Raw genomic sequence first — 20,776 nt, forward strand, 5'->3', positions numbered from 1 at the left:
CATGGAATAAATGCTTTTACAGCAATCAGAGAAGCCCTTTTAGGGAATTCCGATATCATCTTTAACTAATGGAGTTCTGAACAGTTACAAAAAAAATAAAATAATCGCTTATGATCTTGGAACCGGCGGAATCAAAGCCTCTCTATTCGACGAGGGGGGTGTTTCTCTTGCGGAGATTTTCTGCCAGTACGACACCTTCTTTCCGGCTGACGGCTATGTCGAGCAGCGCCCTATGGACTGGTGGAACCATGTCTGCGAAGCCACCCGCACCCTGCTTGCAAAAAGCGGAGTATCCGCGGATGAAATCGCCTGCGCGGCACTCTCCGGACACAGTCTGGTCGCCGTGCCGATCGACCGCGATGGGAAACTCCTGCAGGAGCAGGTTCCCATCTGGTGCGACATGCGCGCATCCGACCAGGTCGACAGGTTCTTTGACACGCTCTCCTACGAGGAGTGGTATCCTGTCACCGGCAACGGTGATCCGGCCGAATGCTACACCGCGCTGAAACTGATGTGGATGAAGGAACACGAACCGGAGGTATTCTCAAGGGTTGACAAGATTATGGGCTCTAAAGATTTCGTAAACTATAAGTTCACGGGACGGGTCTGCACAGATCCATCCTACGCTTCTGGTTTCGGGGTCTTCAATCTGAAAGCCTGGGATTATGAGCCGGCTTTCATCGAAGCGTCCGGGCTTCCCCCATCTATCTTTCCGGAAATCATCCCTTCTGATGCAATTATTGGATTTGTAACTGAACAGGCTTCCGCCGAATCCGGCCTTTCCGCCGGAACCCCCATCGCCTGCGGTGCGGTGGACAACACCTGTATGGCGTTGGGCGCACGCGGCCTTGACGAGGGCGTCGTCTACACTTCTCTCGGCTCTTCCAGCTGGATCGCTGTGACTTCACAGACGCCGATTGTGGACTTGAAAACCCGCCCCTTCGTCTTCGCCCACGCGAAAAAAGGCTATTATACTTCTGCCGTATCCATTTTCTCCGCAGGCAACTCTTTCCGCTGGATCCGCGATAATCTGTGCCACGATCTGACCGGGGAGGATGCAGCGTCCAGAGGAATCGATGCCTATGACCGCATGAACCGGATGGCCGAGTCCGTACCAGCTGGCAGCCACGGTGTGCTGTTTAATCCGACGCTTGCGGGCGGCAGTGCGCAGGAACCCACCCCGAACCTGACCGGAGGATTCCTGGGTCTGACACTCGGCAATACCCGCGAAGATCTGGTGCGCGCCTCCATGGAGGGCGTTGCCATGGCACTGCGCAAGACGCTTGATATCCTGCTCAGTCAGGTCACCGTCTCCGGTGAGATGCTGATCTGCGGCGGCGGCAGCAAAAGCCCCATATGGCGGCAGATTTTCGCAGATATCTACAACATGCCGGTCCTAAAGACCAACGTGGACCAGGATGCCGCGTCTCTGGGGGCCGCCGCACTCGCAGCCAACGCCTGCGGACTGTGGCTTGGATATGATCAGATCCGGGAGGTTCACCAGCAGGAGGACATAAAACTCCCCATCCAGGAAAACAATGCAGTCTATGAGGAGCTCCTGGAAATCTACAGCGACTGGACGGACAGCCTGGCCGGACTGAGTGACCGGCTGACTGCGGTAAAGCGGCGGAAATGATCCTTTTCGGGTACCAGCCGTGCCACAGGTGCAAGGTAAATTCAAGGAAATAAAAAGAAACGCAAAAAAACAAAAAATATTTTATTAAAAAGATACAAATGACCAGGTTGGATTCGAAAAAAGTCTACCTGAATTATACCAAACAGAACAAAATCGTATAAAAACAGAGTTTTGTGGCCCGCACACAGCGGGTCAATGACAGGCCGATACATGTGCAGTCTATTACAATTTTCTTTTTTTGCTTCATCCGTTTTTATGCAACATTACCAGATCAAATCTGGTCTATTTGTAATGTTTAATTTCAATTTATGTATATTGAACAATTTTGATCTGTCCTTTTTATTCTATTTCAACAACATTTTTGTTTTTGTATTTTTTTCTGTTGACTTTTTGCATAAAAAGAATATCATTATCAGCAGTTGTTGGAGAAATTACATCAACCGGTGCTATTGACAGATATTTTTTATACTTGTCAGTAAATTCATAAAACAGGAGGTTATTTTCTAATGAGTGGAAAACAATTTGTACATCCTTACATTCCCAATTCAGAGCCAGCCGTCAAACAGCAGATGCTGGATGCCATCGGCATGACGAGTGTGGAGGACATTTACCAGGGTATCCCAGAGCACCTGCGTTTCAAAGGTGAGATGCAGCTCCCGGATCCAATTATTTCCGAGTACAGCTGTCAGAGACATGTGGAGGGACTGCTGAACCAGAACCGAAACGCGAAAAACAACATCTGTTTCCTCGGCGGGGGAACATGGAACCATTATGTGCCGTCCGTTGTCGAGACAATCATGGAACGGGACGAATTTCTGACCTGCTACGTGGGCGACGCCTACACCGATCACGGAAAGTTCCAGGCACTCTTTGAGAGCAGCTCCATGCTGGGCGACCTGACCGGCTTTGAGGCCTGCAACACCCCGACCTACGACTGGGCCAACGCCATCGCCATCGCATGCCGCATGACCGCACGTGCGAACCAAAGAACCGAGATTCTGGTAGCCGGCAACATGTCTCCGGATCGTCTGATGGTCGTCAGAAATTACTGCAAACCGGAAATCACCGTCACAAAGATCGGCTACGATAAGAACACCGGACTCATGGATCTGGATGACCTGAAGGCGAAGCTGTCCGACAAGACCTCCGCTGTCTACTTCGAAAATCCAGTCTACACCGGTTCCCTCGAATCCCAGGCTGCCGCGATCTGTGCTGCTGCAAAGAGTGCCGGGGCCTACAGCATTGTCGGCGTAGATCCCACCTCTCTTGGCATCCTGGAAGCTCCTGCTGCCTACGGTGCTGACTATGCGGTCGGCGAAATTCAGCCTCTCGGTCTCCACATGAGCTACGGCGGCGGTATCGGTGGATTCATCTGTACCAAAGACGACAAAGAATTTGTCGGAGAGTTCCCATCTCTTCTGTTCGGACTCTGCGAGACGCAGCAGGAAGGCGAGTACGGCTTCGGCGAGGTATTCTATGAGAGAACCTCCTACGCATCCCGCGAAAAAGGAAAGGATTTCATCGGAACCACCACTGCCCTTCACGGTATCGCGGCGGCAGTGTACATGGCTCTCATGGGACCGCAGGGCTTCAAGGAACTGGGCGAGGGTATCCTGAAGCGTGTTGCCTACACCAAGAAAAAATTATCCGAGATTCCGGGCATCAAAATACCGGTCAGCGGCTGCAGCTACTGCGATTTTCTTGTGGACTTCACGGAGACGGGCAAGACGGTTGCCGAGATCAACAAGGCACTTCTCGACTACAATGTGCTCGGCGGCAAATACATGGGCGGCGAGTTCCCGGAATACGGGCAGAGCGCGCTGTACAGCGTGACCGAGGTGCATACTGTGGAGGATCTGGATACACTGATCGGGGCATTGAAAAAAATCTGTGCATAAGTGTGTGATTTTAAATCGTTATGATTAATATAAAACGGAGGTTGAATAAAAATGGCAAAAGTAAAAGTCAGAAATAATTTTCAACAGGCTCGCTGGAATGAGCCTGTCATATATGAATTATCGACTCCCGGGCTGCGCGGAATCATTCCGCCGCTCGTAGAGGATGCGATTGAGGCCGGCATCTCAGAGGACGCCTGTGCACTTCCTGACGGATTAAAGCGCAAGAGCTCTCTGGATCTTCCGGAAGTCGCACAGAAACAGGTTCTGGAACATTTTCTTCATCTGTCTCAGGAGACCATGGGCGCCAATCTGGCCAACGACATGTCCGAGGGTACCTGTACCATGAAATACAATCCGCGTCTCTGTGAGACTCTGGTTGCCAATCCTGGATTTGCGGACATACATCCCGATCAGGATGTGGACACCGTACAGGGCATACTCAAGGTCTACTACGATTTCGAGCATGTCGTAAAAGAAGTTTCCGGACTGGATAAATTCAGTCTGCAGCCCGGCGGCGGAAATCACGCGGTATACACGGCTGCATCTGTCATCCGCGCCTACCACGAATCCCGCGGCGAGGCCGAACAGAGAGATGAGATCATCACCACGATTTTCTCCCATCCCTGTGATTCTGCGTGCCCGGCTACTGCCGGATACAAGGTCATCACCATCTGGCCGGACGAACACGGTATGCCGGATTATGAGGCCATCAAGGCTGCCGCAAATGAGCACACTGCCGCAATCTTTATGACCAACCCGGAGGATATCGGCATTTACAATATACACGCGGACAAGATCGTGGAGACCATTCACGCTGTCGGCGGCCTGTGCTTCTATGATCAGGCAAATGCCAATGCATTTCTCGGGATCGCGCGTGCAAAGGAGGCCGGTTTTGACATGTGCCACTTCAATGTGCACAAGACCTTCGGCACTCCTCACGGCGGGGAAGGTCCTGCATGCGGAGCATTCGGTGTCCGTGAATCTCTTGCAAAATTCCTGCCGGTTCCGACCGTGGAATTTGACGGAAACCACTACTATCTGGATTACGATAAACCGGAGAGCATCGGCCGTGTCCGCGAGTACATCGGTCAGTCCGCTGTCGTCCTGAAAGCGTACGCATGGAGTATGATGATGGGCGCTGAGGGTCTGAAAGAATGCGCTGAGATTTCTGTTTTAAACAACAACTACATGCTGAATCTGATGGAGAAAATTCCGGGCGTGGCTCATGCATTCCAGGGCAACGGGATCATTCGCCAGGAACAGATCCGCTACAGTTTCCAGCCACTCAGAGAGAAATACGATATTGGTTCCGATGACATGAACTGCCGTATGGGCGATTATGGAATCCCGTGGTTCTGGTCTTCACATCACCCATGGGTAATTCCAGAGCCAATGACCATCGAGCCATGTGAGTCCTATACCAAGGAGAACATCGAGGAGTACTGCAAAGTGGTCGAGACCGTGGCAAAAGAGGCCGCCGAGACTCCTGAGCTTCTGAAAAACGCACCGTACAACACGGCTATGCACAGAAGAATCAAGGAAGAAGAACTGGATGATCCTGAGAAATGGGCTCTGACCTGGAGAGCTTATAAACGAAAACATTCTTTGTAAATAAAATTGTTTCCATTCCGGTGAATCTGCCGGATGACCATTGTGAGCACTGCGCAGCATTCCGGCAGTGCTCACGTTCTCATACAGCGAAAAATAAAAGACTGATATTCAAAGCAGGAGGAATTTTTTATGAAAAAATTAGGATTTATTGTCAACCCGGTGGCCGGAATCGGCGGGAAAGTCGGGCTGAAGGGTTCGGACGGCGAGGCGGTACTGAAAAAAGCTCTCGATCTGGGCGCCACCTTTGAGAGTGGACAGAAGGCGCTTATCACCATGAAGGCTCTCCGGAACGTGGCTGACCAGCTCGATATTTACACCTGGCCCGGGGAAATGGGCGAGAATATCTGCACCGCTGCCGGACTTTCCGCCACCGTCATCGGAAACATTGATTCCGGCCACACCACGCCGGAAGACACCATCCGCGCTGCCCGCTCACTTCGGGACCTGAATCTGGACATCATTCTATTCGCCGGTGGCGATGGCACCGCGCGCAACATCATGGATGCAGTGGGCACCGCTGTCACCGTGCTCGGCATTCCCACCGGGTGCAAGATCCATTCCGGCGTCTACGCACTTAACCCGCGCAATGCCGGTATGCTGATTGCCCAGTATGTGCGGGGAAAGGTACGGGAGACCAGAGAGGCCGAGGTGATGGATATCGATGAGGAGCTGTTTCGGCAGGATATCGTGCAGGCGCGGCTCTACGGATATCTGCGGATTCCGAACGAGACGAAGATGGTACAGAATTTAAAGAGCGGCCGCGGCTACTCCGAGAGTACCTCCGTCGAGCTGCTGTCCAACTACATCGCCGACACCATGGAGAAGGACGTGCTCTACATTGTCGGGACCGGCTCCACCACCGCTGCCGTCATGAAGAAACTGGAGCTCCCCTACACACTGCTCGGCGTGGATCTGGTCTGCAACCGAAAGGTCATCGCCTCCGACTGTACCGAGCATGAGATTTTGGAATATCTGGACCAGTATGACCGGGCGAAGATCATCGTCACCGTCATCGGCGGCCAGGGCTATATCTTCGGGCGCGGAAACCAGCAGCTCAGCGCGGAGGTCATCCGCCGGACCGGGCGGGAAAACATCATGGTCGCCGCCTCTAAGAACAAGATGCTCTCCCTCTTTGGCCAGAAGCTCTACGTCGACACCGGCTGCGAGGATGTGAACCGGCTGTTATGCGGCTATATGCGGGTGCTGGTCGGGTACGGCGAAAGCATGGTGGTTCCGGTCACCGATTAGCGTGCTGTCCGGCTGGCCTTGAATTTTTTCTAATTCCTAATTCCCGATTCCATGGTGCACCACATAACTCGTGGTGTCGATTGCCTTAAACACATACCCCTGTGACTGATAGTGTGCGATGATCCGCGGCAGAGCCTCCACTGTGGTCGCTTTCGCCGCCGAATCATGGGAGAGCAGGATAATATTATTCTCCGCACAGCTCGTCGCCTGTGCCGTCAGCTCATCTGCGTTGCGAACACTTCCGTCACCGGAGCTGCAGTTCCAGTCGTAATACTGGTACCCCTGCGCCAGCACCTGTCCGGACACGGCCGACATAATCCCCGTACAGTAATTTGCCGAGATCGTGTTGGACGCGCCACCCGGAAAGCGAATAAAGCTCGGCACATACCCGATCTGCTCCTTCACCACCTGGCCGATTTTCTCCAGATCCTGCATATAAGCCTGCGTGGAACTGTAAATCGACGCGTAGTCATGAGAATATGTATGAAGCCCGATGGTATGTCCGCGGTCATAGGCCTCTTTGATCATATGACGATACTCCGGCATGGCATTGGTCACAAAAAATGTCGCCTTCACATTATACTGATCCAGAATCTCCAGCACCTGTGCCGTCAGATTGGAGGGGCCGTCATCCAGCGTCAGATACACCGTCTTCTCCGCCGACTGCTCTGTGGTTCCCACCGTTCTTCCCGGTTTCACCGCAAAATCCGATCGGTCCGGCACCACAGGTGCCTTGATGTCCTCCGCTGTCACCACGAGCCGCTCCGCTTTCTTCGCCTGCTTTGTCCTTGCCTCAATGCGCTTTTCCGTCTCAATTGCCAGAAATACGCTGCCGCCAATCAGGAGCACCGCACCGGCCACCGCCATTCCCAACAGGCCGCCGCGCCATTTGCCATGATTCCTCCTGCCAGAATATCTCTTTCCATGTGTCTTGTTTCTTCCATTCCTTCTCTTCTGTTCCATCATCTCACAATTCCTTTTCCTCAAATAATCACTCCGGACCGCCCCACCGGGGACTCCCTTCCCGCCACAAACATTCATAAGCTTAATTATAATCTACTTTCACAGTGAAGTAAAGGCAGGAAAACGATTAGGGACAGGTCAAAACAGCAATTGGGGACGTAGTAAAGTTACAACTTTACTACGTCCCCAATTGCTGTTTAACCTGTCCCTTTTGAACATGTTTCTTCTGAATTAGCAGAATGCTTTCACTTTCGCATAAATGCTGTCCGCATCCAGACCATATTTTTTAACCAGCTCTACCGCCGGACCTGACTCGCCGTAAGTATCGTTGATACCGATCTTCATAACCTTTGTCGGTGCTTTCTCCGCCAGCGCATCGCAGACTGCACTTCCAAGGCCGCCGATCACAGAGTGTTCCTCTACCGTTACAACTTTGCCTGTCTCCTGGGCCGCTGCTACGATCAGATCTTCGTCCAGTGGCTTGATGGTGTGAATGTTGATCACCTTTGCATCGATTCCGTCTGCCGCAAGCTTCTCAGCTGCCTCTAAGCAGTTGGATACCGGAAGTCCTGTCGCAACGATTGTCACGTCTTTTCCCTCACGGAGAACCACACCTTTTCCTAACTCAAATTTGTAGTCTGCATTGTCGTTGATTACCGGCACTGCAAGTCTTCCAAATCTCAGGTAAACCGGACCCTCGTGGTCGTAAGCTGCCTGTACTGCTGCTCTTGCTTCTACATCATCTGCCGGGTTGATGACCACCATGCCCGGAATAGTTCTCATCAGTGCGATGTCTTCGTTACACTGATGTGTCGCTCCGTCCTCACCTACGGAAATTCCGGCATGTGTCGCTCCGATCTTCACATTCAGCTTCGGATATCCCACAGAGTTGCGAATCTGCTCGAATGCACGTCCCGCCGCAAACATTGCGAAAGAGCTTGCAAATGGAACCATGCCTGTCGTTGCAAGTCCCGCTGCTACGCCCATCATGTTGCACTCTGCGATACCACAGTCAATGTGACGCTCTGGAAATGCTTTCTTGAACACACCAGTCTTGGTTGCTGCTGCCAGATCGGCATCCAGAACTACAAGGTTTTCGTACTTTGCTCCCATTTCAGCCAAAGCATTACCGTAGCTTTCTCTTGTTGCGATTTTCTTTACTTCTGACATAATGCTTCACCTGCTTTCTCCAAATCTGCCATTGCAACTGCGTACTGCTCGTCGTTCGGTGCAGCACCGTGCCATGACGCCTGATTTTCCATGAAAGAAACGCCTTTTCCTTTGATGGTCTTTGCAACGATCGCTGTAGGCTGTCCCTTTACGTTCTTCGCCTCTGCAAAAGCTGCTGCGATCTGATCAAAGTCATTTCCGTCGATGTTGATCACATGGAAATTGAATGCTTCAAACTTCTTATCGATCGGGTATGGAGAGTTTACTTCTGTGATTGCTCCATCGATCTGTAAATTGTTGTTGTCAACGATCACTACAAGGTTGTCCAGATTTCTGTGTGCCGCAAGCATAGAAGCTTCCCAGACCTGCCCCTCCTGGATCTCGCCGTCTCCAAGCAGAGTATAGACTCTGTAGTCCTCACCTCTGAGCTTTGCGGAAATGGCCATACCAACTGCCGCTGAGATTCCCTGTCCGAGAGAACCGGATGACATATCCACACCCGGAATGTGCTTCATGTCCGGATGTCCCTGCAGGTAAGAACCTACGTGGCGAAGTGTCGTCAGATCTTCCACCGGGAAGAATCCTCTGTTCGCCAGTGCGGAATAGTATCCCGGAGCTGTATGTCCTTTTGATAATACGAAACGGTCACGGTCTGCCTTCTTCGGATTCTTCGGATCGATATTCATCTCCTCAAAGAATAAATACGTGAAAATATCTGTGGCTGATAAGGATCCGCCCGGATGACCGGATTTTGCACTGTGAACTGCGGTCACGATGCCCTTGCGGACTTCATTTGCAGTTTGCTGTAACTCTAATGTAGTCATAGTTGATCTCCTTTGATTTTTATGATATGGGGACAAATGGTAATTTCTTATTTCTTACTCACCGAATACTGCGATGTAGTCCTTCTGGAATTTCTCGATACCCTGGTCTGTCAGTGGGTGATGTGTCATCTGCTCAATTACGCTGTATGGAACAGTTGCGATGTGTGCTCCTGCCAGTGCGCAGTCTGTAACATGGATTGGGTTACGCACGCTTGCCGCGATAATCTCTGTGTCGATGTCACCTGCGACTGCGAAAATCTCTGCGATCTCTGCGATCAGGTCTGTTCCGCGAACGGAAATATCATCGAGACGTCCAAGGAAAGGAGATACATATGTAGCGCCTGCTCTTGCAGCAAGAAGTGCCTGGTTTGCCGAGAAGATCAACGTAACGTTTGTCTTGATTCCCTCTGCGGTCAATGCCTTGCATGCCTTCAGTCCTTCTACTGTCATTGGGATTTTAACAACCATGTTCGGGTGGATTGCTGCGATTGCTTTTCCTTCTGCGATCATGCCCTCTGCGTCTGTTGTTGTCGCCTTTACCTCTCCGCTGATTGCTCCGTCAACGATCGATGCGATCTCTGCGATAACTTCCTCGAATACACGTCCTTCTTTTGCGATCAGGGATGGGTTTGTTGTAACACCACAGATCACTCCCATGTCATTTGCTTTTTTGATATCCTCTACTTTTGCTGTGTCGATGAAAAATTTCATTTTTTATTCCTCCTTGGACTTGAAACGATTGATATTAGTTGATTTTTTAATATGCCTTGATTATAGCCTATGGAATGTCATAAGGTCAATAGAGCATATATTTATTAGTAATTTTTTCAATTAATAATATTGTGTTTTATTAATTCTTCTTGTGAATCATTCATTAATTATCTGTGCAAAACCATCCATTGCATGGTTTTTCTTGCAGAAGATATCCATTTTTCGCTCTTTATGTATATCCAGCGTTCATAATTATTATTAATATTTTCGTCAAATTGATTAATTTTTATTTCTTTCGATTCGCCCACCCGCTCTTTTCGGGTAAGACGTGCTCCCGCGCACGATCAGCTGCGGCTCATACTCCACGTGGTAAATGCTGATCGGCTCTATCCCGCCATACTTTGTGTGGGACGGCTTGATCTTTTTCATGATAATGTCACAGGCATCCCGCCCTTTGAACACCACAAAATGCTCGATCGTAGTCAGAGAAACCTCGCGCATCTGGGCGAACAGAGTGTTGTCGCACCCCATCACCGACATATCCCCGGGCACCTTGTACTTCTCATCGTGAAGCGCATCCATGATCCCGAATGCAATCATGTCGTTCAGGCCTACGATTGCCGTCAGATCCCGGTGCTCCGCCAGCAGTTCTTTCGTCAGATCGTAGCCGATCTTGTACTCCGAGTCAATGTCCGGCATGTTCTGGTCCAGTTCCTCCCCAGCCGCCTTGATTACCACCTCATCCTTCAGGCCGGCCTTGTCGAACTCCTTGAGAAATCCCTCCACCCGCTTCGAGCGCTGCTTCTGGCGCACCGTCAGCGGCGGTGCAATGTAGCCCACGCGCTTGTGCCCCAGCTCCAGCAGATGCCTGGCCATGATCCGGCCCAGCTTGGAATTATCCAGCTCCACCGCATCAACATTCAGCTTCTCATTCTGGTTGTTGATCACTGTGATCGGGATGCGCTCTGCCAGGTTCTCCACCTCTTCCATGAAGCAGTGGCTGGGATTGCATGTATAAATGATTCCGTGAGGACGCAGCGTGTGCATCATTTTCAGATACCGCTCCTCCAGGGCAAGATTGCGCTGAGTGTTGCACACAAACAGGGCGTACCCCTGCTCCATCGACCGGGACTCGATCCCCTGCAGCAGCATGACATAGTATGGGTTTGTCAGGTTCGGACAGAATACAACGATTAGTTTTTCCCGGTTTCCGTCCTTACGCACCTTCCGTTTCGGAATCACATACCCCAGTTCCTCCGCAGTACGCTCCACCTTCTCGATCACTTCCTTCGAGAAAGAGACATTATACTTTTTGTTCAGCACCATCGATACTGTTGATTGGGATACTCCTGCGGCTCTCGCCACATCGGAGGACGTTACCTTCTTCCTGCTCATAGAATACCTCCCGCTTATGCTTGTTTCATTTTCCTTTGTGTGATCCGCGGCTTTCACTCTGCATTTTCATGCCATGTCTAAAGCTGCGTCCTGCCGTCCAGGGCACGCAGAAGCGTCACTTCATCGATATACTCCAGATCGCCGCCCACCGGAACGCCGCTGGCAATCCGGCTCACCTTGATTCCCGTCGGTTTGATCAGCTTGCTGATGTACATCGCCGTCGTCTCTCCCTCCAGGCTGGAGTTTGTGGCAATGATCACCTCGTCCACGTCTCCCTCCAGACGGGTGATCAGTTCCTTAAGTTTGATATCTCCCGGTCCAATCCCGAGCATCGGCGAGATTGCACCGTGAAGGACGTGATACACGCCCTCATATTTCCCGGTCTTCTCGTAAGCCGCCAGATCTCTCGTATTCTCCACGACCATGATGGTCTTTTGATCCCGCTTGCTGTTGCTGCAGATCGGGCACAGCTCCTTGTCTGTCAAAGTATAACACTGCTTGCAGTACCTGACGTTCTCCCGGGCATCCACCATGGTTTTCGCCAGCTGGTCCACCTGCTCCTTCGGCATATTGATAATATGAAACGCCAGTCTCTGTGCCGACTTCGTTCCGATTCCCGGCAGCCTTGACAGTTCATCCATCAGCTTGCTGATTTGACTGCTGTAATAGTCCATTCTCAATACCTCTCTCTCAATGGGGACAGGTTGATTGTCAATTGGGGACGTAGCAAAGTTGCAACTTTGCTACGTCCCCAATTGCACGACACCCTGTCCCTTTTAGAACTTTTTCGTTCTTTGGCGCAGTTCTCCTAGAACATTCCCGGCAGACCACCACCGCCGCCGGTGAGCTGGGACATGGCTGATGAGGATGCCTCATCTACCTTGCGGAGTGCCTCGTTGGTTGCTGCGACGATCAGATCCTCCAACATCTCGATATCATCCGGATCCACTACTTCTTCCTGCAGCTTCACAGCCTTCACTTCTCTGTTTCCTGAGACTGTCACCTCAACCGCATTTCCGCCTGCAGTTGCACTAAATTCCTTCGTCTCCATCTCTTTTGCCTGTTCTTCCATCTGGCGCTGCATCTTCTGCGCCTGTTTCATCAGATTTGCCATATTTCCCGGCATGCCACCGCCGCCCGGAAAGCCTCCACGTTTTGCCATGGTATGTCCTCCTTATTCTACCGTGATCTCCATATTGATCACTTTTTCCAAATCCACAAAGCTGTCCTCAAAATGTCGTCCTTCATCCACATGACGGACATCCACACTGACAGACTTGCCGATTCGATTTTCAATGAGTGTCTCCAGTTCCTGTTTATGTTCATCTGTGCCGACCATCTGTGCCTCCAGTTCCTCCGGCATGACGATCAGCAGTCTGTCGTCCCCGCCCAGACTCAGCTTGGCGTGCTTTAAGTACACGCGCAGCATTCCCGACGTCTCGTCGGCAATGGATCGGAAGTTCTTCACAACCTCCTGCACGTCCTCCGGTACCGCCTTCGGCAGCTCCGGCTTCGGCGCTTTCTTTTTCGGCGCCCCCTCGTTTACATAGACAATCCGCTCCGCGGCTTCCGCTGCCGGAAGTCCCTGTTCCATCTTCTCCTCCAGCACACGAATCCGGTCAAGCACCGCATCCTGACTGGTCTCCATGGCAGGCGTGCACAACTTGATCAGCGCCACTTCAAGCAGCACCCGCTTCTGGGTTGCGTACTTGAGCTGCCCGGACAGTTCCGAGAAGACCCGGATGTAGCGCAGCAGTGTATCGCTGTCGATCATCTGCGCCTCCTCCTGGAGCTGTCTCATATTCTCTGTCGAGACATCCAGTACATCCTCTATATTATCAGAAGTTTTCGCCAGCAGCAAGTTTCTTAAGTACCAGGTGAAGTCCGCAGCCAGCTGCGTCAATTCGCGGCCCTGCATGATCAGATCCTCCACCGTGTCCAGCACCTTCGGAATATCCCGTCCCAGCACGTCACGAAGCAGCCTGCTGAACACATCCGTGTCCACCGCCCCGAGCACTTCCAGTACATTATCGTAAGTCAGGGTCTGCCCCAGATAAAATGCGATGCACTGATCCAACAGACTCAGCGCATCACGCATAGAGCCGTCCGCCACCTTCGCGATATAACGGATCGCGCGGTCCTCCACGTCAACCTGTTCCTTCACCATCAGCTCCTTCAGACGGTTCGAGATCGTCTCGATCGTAATCCGCTTAAAATCATAGTGCTGACAGCGCGACAGAATCGTAATCGGGATCTTGTGCACCTCCGTGGTCGCAAGGATAAAAATCACGTATTCCGGTGGTTCCTCCAGCGTCTTCAGCAATGCGTTGAACGCCCCGATAGAAAGCATATGAACCTCATCGATGATATAGACCTTATACTTTCCTTCCGTTGGCCGGTAAGCGACCTCCTCACGGATCTCACGGATGTTGTCGACACCGTTGTTGGATGCCGCATCGATCTCAATGACATTCATGGACGTGTTCGCTGCAATGGATCTGCACATGGCACACTCCCCGCAGGGACTTCCATCCACCGGGTGCTCGCAGTTTACCGCCTTGGCAAATATCTTCGCCACCGTGGTCTTACCGGTTCCTCTTGTTCCACAGAATAAATATGCATGTCCGATACGCTCCGCTTTTATCTGATTTTTTAATGTTGTAATAATGTGATCCTGTCCCTTTACATCCTCAAAGGAATCCGGGCGGAACTTTCTATAAAGCGCCATATATGACATGACTTACACCTCAACTTTTTGTTCTCTCTGTTATTCTGTCCCAACCGCAGTAAACGGCAGTTCTTTTGGCCGCGATTACTCGTCGCCGAAACTGATCCCCGTGATCTTCGCCTCTTTGATGATGCTCGCATCCGGATCCACGTATTTTAATTTTCCTGCCACATCGCCCAGCGGTACCTGTGTGAACTCCCCGTTTTTCATGGCTACCATATAGCCAAACTGCCCGTTCAGGATGAGTTCCGCAGCCTTCGCTCCGGCGCGGGTCGCAAACACTCTGTCGTATGCACAAGGTGAGCCTCCGCGCTGGGTATGTCCCGGCACCGTAATCCTCACTTCTTTATCCATCTTTTCCTGAATCTGCTGTTCCAGTTCATAGGCAATGGACGGATATTTTCTCTCGGCAATCTTTTTCTTGTACTCTTTCCTCGTGAGCAGCGCATCCTCCTTGGAGATTGCCCCCTCCGCAACCGCAAGAATGGTAAATGGTTTTCCTGCCTGCGCTCTCCTCTCGATCACATCCGCAATGACATCGATGTCGTAAGGAATCTCCGGAAGCAGAATAATATCCGCGCCGCCTGCGATTCCCGCATGCAGTGTCACATATCCAACCTTGTGTCCCATAACCTCGATGATAAACACACGGCTGTGCGAAGTTGCCGTCGTGTGGATACGGTCGATGGTGTCCGTCGCGATGTCCACCGCGCTCTGAAAACCGAAAGTCATATCCGTTCCCCACAGATCATTGTCGATGGTCTTCGGCAGCGTGATAATATCAAGTCCCTCCTCACGCAGCAGGTTCGCTGTCTTGTGCGTTCCATTTCCTCCCAAGATCACCAGACAGTTCAGATTCAGCTTGTGGTACGTATGCTTCATAGCCTCCACCTTGTCCAATCCATTCGCATCCGGCTCTCTCATCAGCTTGAATGGCTGTCTTGAAGTACCGAGAATCGTGCCGCCTCTGGTCAGAATACCAGAAAAATCCTTAGATGTCAGCATCTCAAAGTTGCTGTACATCAGACCTTTATACCCATCCTGAAATCCATATATTTCCACATCATCCGTCTTCGAATATATTCCTTTTACAACGCCGCGCATGGCTGCATTCAATGCCTGGCAGTCTCCGCCGCTGGTTAACATTCCAATTCTTAACACAACAAATTCCTCCTTATTTCACTGAGATATAAACTACCAATTTAGTATACCCCATTTTTTATTCCCAAACAACTAAAAATCTCACTTAACAAAAGACTTAACAAAAGCCTGGTCAATTGTGCTATACTTAGGGCGTTGTTAAAAACAAAAGGAGATCAATTATGACAACTATAAAACCATTCGCAGCCATCCGGCCGCGTGCTGATGCTGCCGCCCGGATTGCGGCCCTGCCCTACGATGTTTACAATCGCCGGGAGGCAAAGGAGATCGTTGCCGGCAACCCGCTGTCGTTTCTGAAGATCGACCGAGCAGAGACACAGTTTCCGGATGACACCGACATGTACAGTCAGCAGATCTACGATAAAGCTCGCGACACGCTTCACGAGATGATGAATGATGGTTATTTTGTCCGGGATAAAGAGGACTGCTTCTATATTTATGAACTCACCATGCCGCTCACGGATACTGCTGCTATTACGACGGCTGCTTCAGTCTCCACTGCGGCGATCACCACCGGAACAGCCTCGGCTGCTGCCGCGGCTGTTTCCGGCGCAGTTCCGCGTCCGGACCGTTTCCCACCGTCTGTGATTACCCAGACAGGTCTCGTCGCCACCGCTTCTATCGACGACTACCTGAACGGCACGATTAAAAAGCATGAAAATACGAGGGCCGAAAAAGAGCTGGACCGTATCCGCCACGTGGACACCTGCAGCGCGCAGACCGGCCCCATTTTCCTTGCATACCGGGAGAACCGGCAAATAAATGAAATTGTTTCCTGTATAAAGTCGCAGACTCCGGTCCACGATTTCATATCGGAGGATCAGATCCACCACCGTGTGTGGCTGGTTTCCAGCCCGGACAGCATCCACGATATCATTGATATCTTTGCCGGTATTCCAAATGTCTACATCGCCGATGGGCACCACCGTGCCGCGTCCGCCGTCAAAGTCGGGCAAATGCGCAGGCAGATGCATCCGGATTTTAACGGCAGTGAAGATTTCAACTATTTCCTGTCTGTTTTATTTCCGGCCCCGCAGCTTCACATCTTCGATTATAACCGGATCGTCAAGGATCTGAACGGCCACAGCGTCTCTGATTTCATGGCGCTTCTGGCTCGTGACTTCGAGGTGGCCTCCATGGGATCAAGCCCGTTTGCTCCGTCTGAGAAAGGACAATTCGGAATGTATGTGCAGGGAACCTGGTACCGGCTCACCGCCGGAGCGCACATCCTGTCCGACGATCCGGTCGACGGTCTGGATGTCTCCATTCTGCAGAATGCACTTTTGGAACCGCTACTCGGCATCCATGATCCCAAGACCGATGACCGCATCGCCTTCGTAGGAGGAATCCGCGGGCTGACAGAGCTGAGCAGCACCGTGGACGCCGCAGATACCGGTGTTGCATTCTCCATGTACCCGACCTCAATGGACGAACTGCTGGCCGTCGCGGATGCCGGCCGGCTGATGCCGCCGAAATCAACCTGGTTCGAGCCCAAGCTGCGAAGCGGGTTGTTTATTCACGAATTTGATCGTCCGTAATCCCCGTAAATCGGACACCCACAATCCGCTTCGCTGCTTGTACTTGAACATCCAGCTGCTTTAAGACGTTCAAGTGCGCGGCAGTAAGTGGCGGATTAGGAAAATTTACAATGTCCGCTTTACTTTGTCACCGGATAATGATTAAGGACCATTGCACTAATTTGCGTCCTGTGGTAAAATATATCGGGTTAGTTTTATTTAACCCCCTATAGATATCCGCGGTAGAAACTGTAATCTCCTGCTGAGACGACAGCAAAACTGCATAAGACTACAAAAAGCAGCAAAGCGGATCCCGAGTATCCGCTTGACAAGGCCGCGCTGATAACGTGCGCCGGTCGTCGCCTTCCGGTCGACGGCAGCTTTAGAATATTTAAACAAATAAAGGAGAGAAAGAAATGGAACGAAACGATATCTGCTGGTGTGGCAGCGGAAAGAAGTATAAAAAATGCCACCTGCCAATCGAGGAAAAGATTCAGGAGCATGCACTGAAAGGCGAGATTGTACCTTCTCGTAAGATTTTAAAGACACAGGAGCAGATTGCACTGATTAAAAAGAGTGCCAAAATCAACACCGGTGTTCTCGACTATGTGGCAGAACGCATTCAGGCAGGCGTCAGCACCGAGCAGATCAACACCTGGGTCAATGAATACACTTACGGACATGGCGCCATCCCGGCAGACCTGCACTACGAAGGATACCCGAAGAGTGTCTGCACCTCCATCAACAACGAGATCTGCCACGGCATTCCGAGTGAAGACATCATTTTGCAGGAGGGCGACATTGTCAACGTTGATGTTTCTACTATATTAGATGGCTACTTTTCCGACGCATCCCGCATGTTCAAGATTGGAAGGATTTCTGAACGTGCCGAGCGCATCGTCCGCGTCACCGAAGAATGTGTGGAGTTGGGTCTTGCACAGGCGAAACCGTGGAACCATCTGGGAGATATCGCAGACGCAATCAACACCCACGCTCAGGAAAATGGTTACTCTGTCGTGGAGGATATCGGTGGTCACGGAATCGGTCTCGCGTTCCATGAAGATCCTTTTGTCAGCTATGTCACACCAAAGGGCAGCGAGATGCTTCTTGTTCCCGGCATGACGTTCACCATCGAGCCGATGATCAACGAGGGCAGTCCGGATTTCTTTGTCGACGAGGACAATGACTGGACAGTCTACACCATCGATGACGGGCTGTCTGCACAGATTGAGTATATGGTTCTGATTACAGAAGACGGTCATGAAGTTTTAACGAAATAAATGTACAATATCAAAGAGAAGAGTTTCTGGACAAACAGCGTCCGGGAACTCTTCTCTTTATTGATGACAGGTTAAGCTTATTTCCGCTTTCCGTATGCAAACCACAGCACGATCCCGAGAAATGCACACGCAACTCCCATCCACGGCACCAACACACCGATTCCCTGCGGTGCAAACAGGTCCCAGTATCCCTTCACATAGATCAGGATCACCAGTAACGGCAGCACATACATCATGTATCCGCGAAGGCTCTTGGGGAGTTGGATTCCACTGCCCGAGTCCGCCTCCTGGATGAAGTTGTCCCATCCCCATCCATTTTTGTGCGTGCAGAACATCAGATATACCAATGACCCGAGCGGAAGAAGATTGCTGGAAACAATGAAGTCTTCCAGATCCATGATTCCCGTCCCGGCTCCGAGCGGCTGAAATCCGGAGAAGACATTGAAGCCTAGAATACACGGCATTGACAGCACAATGATCAGCACCATATTCACTAAAACAGCCTTTTTCCGCGTCCATCCCCAGAGGTCAATCGCAAAGGAAATAATGTTCTCAAACACGGCAATAATCGTCGAGTGTGCCGCAAATGACAGGAATAAGAAGAATAGACTTCCCCAGATTCTGCCACCGGGCATCTCATGAAACACATTGGGCAGTGTGATAAAAATCAGCGACGGCCCCGCCCCCGGCTCCACGCCAAATGCGAAGCAGGCCGGTATCACGATCAGACCTGCCATCAGCGCCACAAAGGTATCCAGCAGCGTGATGCTCAGTGCCTCCCCGGTGAGAGACCTGTCTTTATCCAGGTAGCTGCCGAAAATCGCCATGGAACCGATGCCGATGCTCAGCGTGAAAAATGCCTGAGACATGGCACCGAAGACAACATTTCCGATTCCGATTTCTTTCATGGCAGCAAAATCAGGAACCAGATAGAACCGAATCCCCTCTTTTGCCCCCTGCAGGGTAACGGAATTGACTGCAAGCACCACGATCAATGCGAGCAGGCAGATCATCATGATCTTCGTGATTTTTTCCACACCCTTCTGCACGCCCAGCGAGCAGATCCCAAAGGACAGGACAACCGCAATCATCATCCACACGGTAAGGGTTCCGGGCGATGCCAGCATCTGGCTGAACTTGTCCGCCACCATGTCGGCCGTCAGACCGTTGGCACTAAATTCCCCCCGGACAGTGCGGAAACAATAATAGAGCATCCAGCCTCCGACCATCGTATAAAACATCATCAGTGCATAATTTCCAATCATTCCGAAATATCCGAAATCATGCCATCTTCTCCCCTTCGGCTCCAGCTCCTTAAAGGATGTCGCAACGCTCTTCTGGCTTCCGCGGCCCACACTAAATTCACACACCATGATCGGCAGCCCCATAATCACCAGGAACAGCAGGTAGATCAGGATAAATGCCGCTCCGCCGTACTTTCCTGCCATGTATGGGAACTTCCACACATTTCCCAGCCCCACCGCGCATCCTGCGGATACCAGGATGAATCCAAGTCTGGATCCAAATTTTTCTCTGTTCTGCATCTTGTTAATTCCTTCCTCATTGTTTTATATCAATCTTACTTCTCGATCATATTTCACAGTCTCACTCCACAATCTTACTTCATGATCTTGCTCCACGTTCTTACTTCTCGATCATACTTCACGTTTTTTCTTCACCGTTTTACTGCCCGTAATAAGCATTGATTCCGTCCACAATTCCCTGCACCATGGCATTCTGAAACGCGTCATCCGCCATCTGCATGTCATCGGATTCGTTGGTCATAAATCCCATCTCCAGGATCATAACCGGAATGCTGCTCCAGTTGTTTCCCGTCATCGTATCATTGCACTGCACACCCAGATTCCCGAAGCCGGTTGCACCACAGTATGCGTCCAGCACACACTGAGCAAGCCGGTTGCTGGGCTCGTATAAATTGCCATTGTAGGCATTTTCTGCAGACGGGATCAGTGCCAGTGCCCCGGATGCATCTCCGTTCTCACTCCCGTTTGCATGAATCCGAATATAGATATCCGCGCCGGAATCATTGGCGATGGCCGCCCGTTCAATACAGCTCAGCTTCAGATCGTTCGTATCCCTCGTCAGCACCACCTGATATCCAAGCGCCTCCAGTGCGGTCCGCAGCTTTAATGACACATCCAGATTCAGCTGATACTCCGGCAGTCCTGTATAGCTCCCGCTCGTTCCAGACGTGTCCTTCGCTTTCATCTCATCCGATCCCGGGCCATTCGGCTCGGTATCATAAGGATCCACGCTCTGGGACATATGCCCCGGATCGATAGCAACGATTTTTCCGGTTCCCGGTTTCGCTGCCGCCTGCGCCGCGGCTTCCTCCTCGGCTTTCTTCCGGGCGGCCTCTTCCTCGGCTTTCTTCTGCGCCTCTTCCTCCGCCTTTTTCTGCGCCTCAGCTTCTTTCTCAGCTTTTTCTTCTTTTTCCGCCTTCACCTTTGCTGCCGCCTCTTTTTTTACAGCGGCCTGCTCTTCACTCTTTTTTTCTGCCTCCGCTCTGACCTGTTGGTTCTGATAAACCAGATACCCGCCGCCCAGTGCCAGGGCTGCAATCACACAGCATCCTGCAAGAATCATTTTTTTCTTCTTATTCAATGTCTCCCT

At 51.3% G+C, this 20,776-nt stretch carries 17 protein-coding genes; 6 read left to right on the forward strand and 11 right to left on the reverse strand.

Features of this window, described 5'->3' with window-relative positions:
* The first annotated feature begins 130 nt into the window (after positions 1–130).
* From BUB85_RS11920 to BUB85_RS11935, 4 genes are all read left to right on the forward strand, one after another.
* A complete protein-coding gene (locus tag BUB85_RS11920; RefSeq protein ID WP_242945413.1) occupies positions 131–1,636 on the forward strand; it encodes a xylulokinase in 1,506 nt (501 codons plus the stop codon).
* Positions 1,637–2,142: 506 nt separating this feature from the next.
* A complete protein-coding gene (gene gcvPA / locus BUB85_RS11925; RefSeq protein ID WP_073110752.1) occupies positions 2,143–3,534 on the forward strand; it encodes an aminomethyl-transferring glycine dehydrogenase subunit GcvPA in 1,392 nt (463 codons plus the stop codon).
* A 51-nt stretch (positions 3,535–3,585) separates the two neighbouring features.
* Positions 3,586–5,145 (forward strand): aminomethyl-transferring glycine dehydrogenase subunit GcvPB, encoded by a 1,560-nt coding sequence (gene gcvPB / locus BUB85_RS11930; RefSeq protein ID WP_073110754.1) that lies wholly within the window; start codon positions 3,586–3,588, stop codon positions 5,143–5,145.
* Positions 5,146–5,274: 129 nt separating this feature from the next.
* Entirely contained in the window at positions 5,275–6,393 is a 1,119-nt protein-coding gene (locus tag BUB85_RS11935) for an ATP-NAD kinase family protein (protein WP_073110756.1), read from the forward strand.
* Between the two features lie 36 nt (positions 6,394–6,429).
* Here the strand turns inward: BUB85_RS11935 and BUB85_RS11940 are convergent, their stop codons facing one another.
* The 9 genes from BUB85_RS11940 to BUB85_RS11980 form a co-directional block, all read right to left on the reverse strand.
* The gene (locus BUB85_RS11940; RefSeq protein WP_084534022.1) at positions 6,430–7,359 is read right to left on the reverse strand and encodes a polysaccharide deacetylase family protein; all 930 of its coding nucleotides are present in this window, start codon (positions 7,357–7,359) and stop codon (positions 6,430–6,432) included.
* 228 nt (positions 7,360–7,587) lie between these two features.
* Complete coding sequence (locus BUB85_RS11945; protein WP_073110758.1) at positions 7,588–8,526, reverse strand: transketolase family protein; 939 nt, start codon at positions 8,524–8,526, stop codon at positions 7,588–7,590.
* Entirely contained in the window at positions 8,514–9,386 is an 873-nt protein-coding gene (locus BUB85_RS11950) for a transketolase (RefSeq protein WP_330392304.1), read from the reverse strand. Before BUB85_RS11950 ends, BUB85_RS11945 begins: the two co-directional genes overlap by 13 nt.
* An 18-nt stretch (positions 9,387–9,404) precedes the next feature.
* Entirely contained in the window at positions 9,405–10,061 is a 657-nt protein-coding gene (gene fsa, locus BUB85_RS11955; RefSeq protein WP_073110762.1) for a fructose-6-phosphate aldolase, read from the reverse strand.
* A 279-nt stretch (positions 10,062–10,340) separates the two neighbouring features.
* Entirely contained in the window at positions 10,341–11,456 is a 1,116-nt protein-coding gene (locus BUB85_RS11960; protein WP_073110764.1) for a LacI family DNA-binding transcriptional regulator, read from the reverse strand.
* A 77-nt stretch (positions 11,457–11,533) separates the two neighbouring features.
* Positions 11,534–12,130, reverse strand: coding sequence for a recombination mediator RecR (gene recR, locus BUB85_RS11965; protein WP_073110766.1), 597 nt, complete (start codon positions 12,128–12,130; stop codon positions 11,534–11,536).
* Between the two features lie 134 nt (positions 12,131–12,264).
* Positions 12,265–12,618, reverse strand: a complete 354-nt coding sequence (locus BUB85_RS11970; RefSeq protein ID WP_073110768.1) for a YbaB/EbfC family nucleoid-associated protein — start codon at positions 12,616–12,618, stop codon at positions 12,265–12,267.
* 12 nt (positions 12,619–12,630) lie between these two features.
* Positions 12,631–14,193 (reverse strand): DNA polymerase III subunit gamma/tau, encoded by a 1,563-nt coding sequence (gene dnaX / locus BUB85_RS11975; protein WP_073110770.1) that lies wholly within the window; start codon positions 14,191–14,193, stop codon positions 12,631–12,633.
* A 75-nt stretch (positions 14,194–14,268) separates the two neighbouring features.
* Positions 14,269–15,345, reverse strand: coding sequence for a 6-phosphofructokinase (locus BUB85_RS11980; RefSeq protein WP_073110773.1), 1,077 nt, complete (start codon positions 15,343–15,345; stop codon positions 14,269–14,271).
* A 161-nt stretch (positions 15,346–15,506) separates the two neighbouring features.
* Here BUB85_RS11980 and BUB85_RS11985 point away from each other — a divergent pair, with 161 nt between their 5' ends.
* Both BUB85_RS11985 and BUB85_RS11990 read left to right on the forward strand, forming a co-directional pair.
* Positions 15,507–16,883 carry a DUF1015 domain-containing protein gene (locus BUB85_RS11985; RefSeq protein ID WP_073110776.1) on the forward strand — a complete coding sequence of 459 codons (1,377 nt, stop codon included), beginning with the start codon at positions 15,507–15,509 and terminating at the stop codon, positions 16,881–16,883.
* 395 nt (positions 16,884–17,278) lie between these two features.
* Positions 17,279–18,142, forward strand: a complete 864-nt coding sequence (locus BUB85_RS11990) for a methionyl aminopeptidase (protein WP_073110778.1) — start codon at positions 17,279–17,281, stop codon at positions 18,140–18,142.
* A gap of 77 nt (positions 18,143–18,219) precedes the next feature.
* On the opposite strand, the gene BUB85_RS11995 is transcribed toward BUB85_RS11990, so the two are convergent.
* Together BUB85_RS11995 and BUB85_RS12000 are read right to left on the reverse strand one after the other, a co-directional pair.
* A complete protein-coding gene (locus tag BUB85_RS11995) occupies positions 18,220–19,686 on the reverse strand; it encodes a sodium-dependent transporter (RefSeq protein WP_073110780.1) in 1,467 nt (488 codons plus the stop codon).
* A 139-nt stretch (positions 19,687–19,825) separates the two neighbouring features.
* Positions 19,826–20,767, reverse strand: coding sequence for an N-acetylmuramoyl-L-alanine amidase family protein (locus BUB85_RS12000; protein WP_242945412.1), 942 nt, complete (start codon positions 20,765–20,767; stop codon positions 19,826–19,828).
* Positions 20,768–20,776: the final 9 nt, after the last annotated feature.

Origin of the sequence: Hespellia stercorisuis DSM 15480, assembly GCF_900142165.1 — a bacterium.
GTDB classification, from domain to species: domain Bacteria; phylum Bacillota; class Clostridia; order Lachnospirales; family Lachnospiraceae; genus Hespellia; species Hespellia stercorisuis.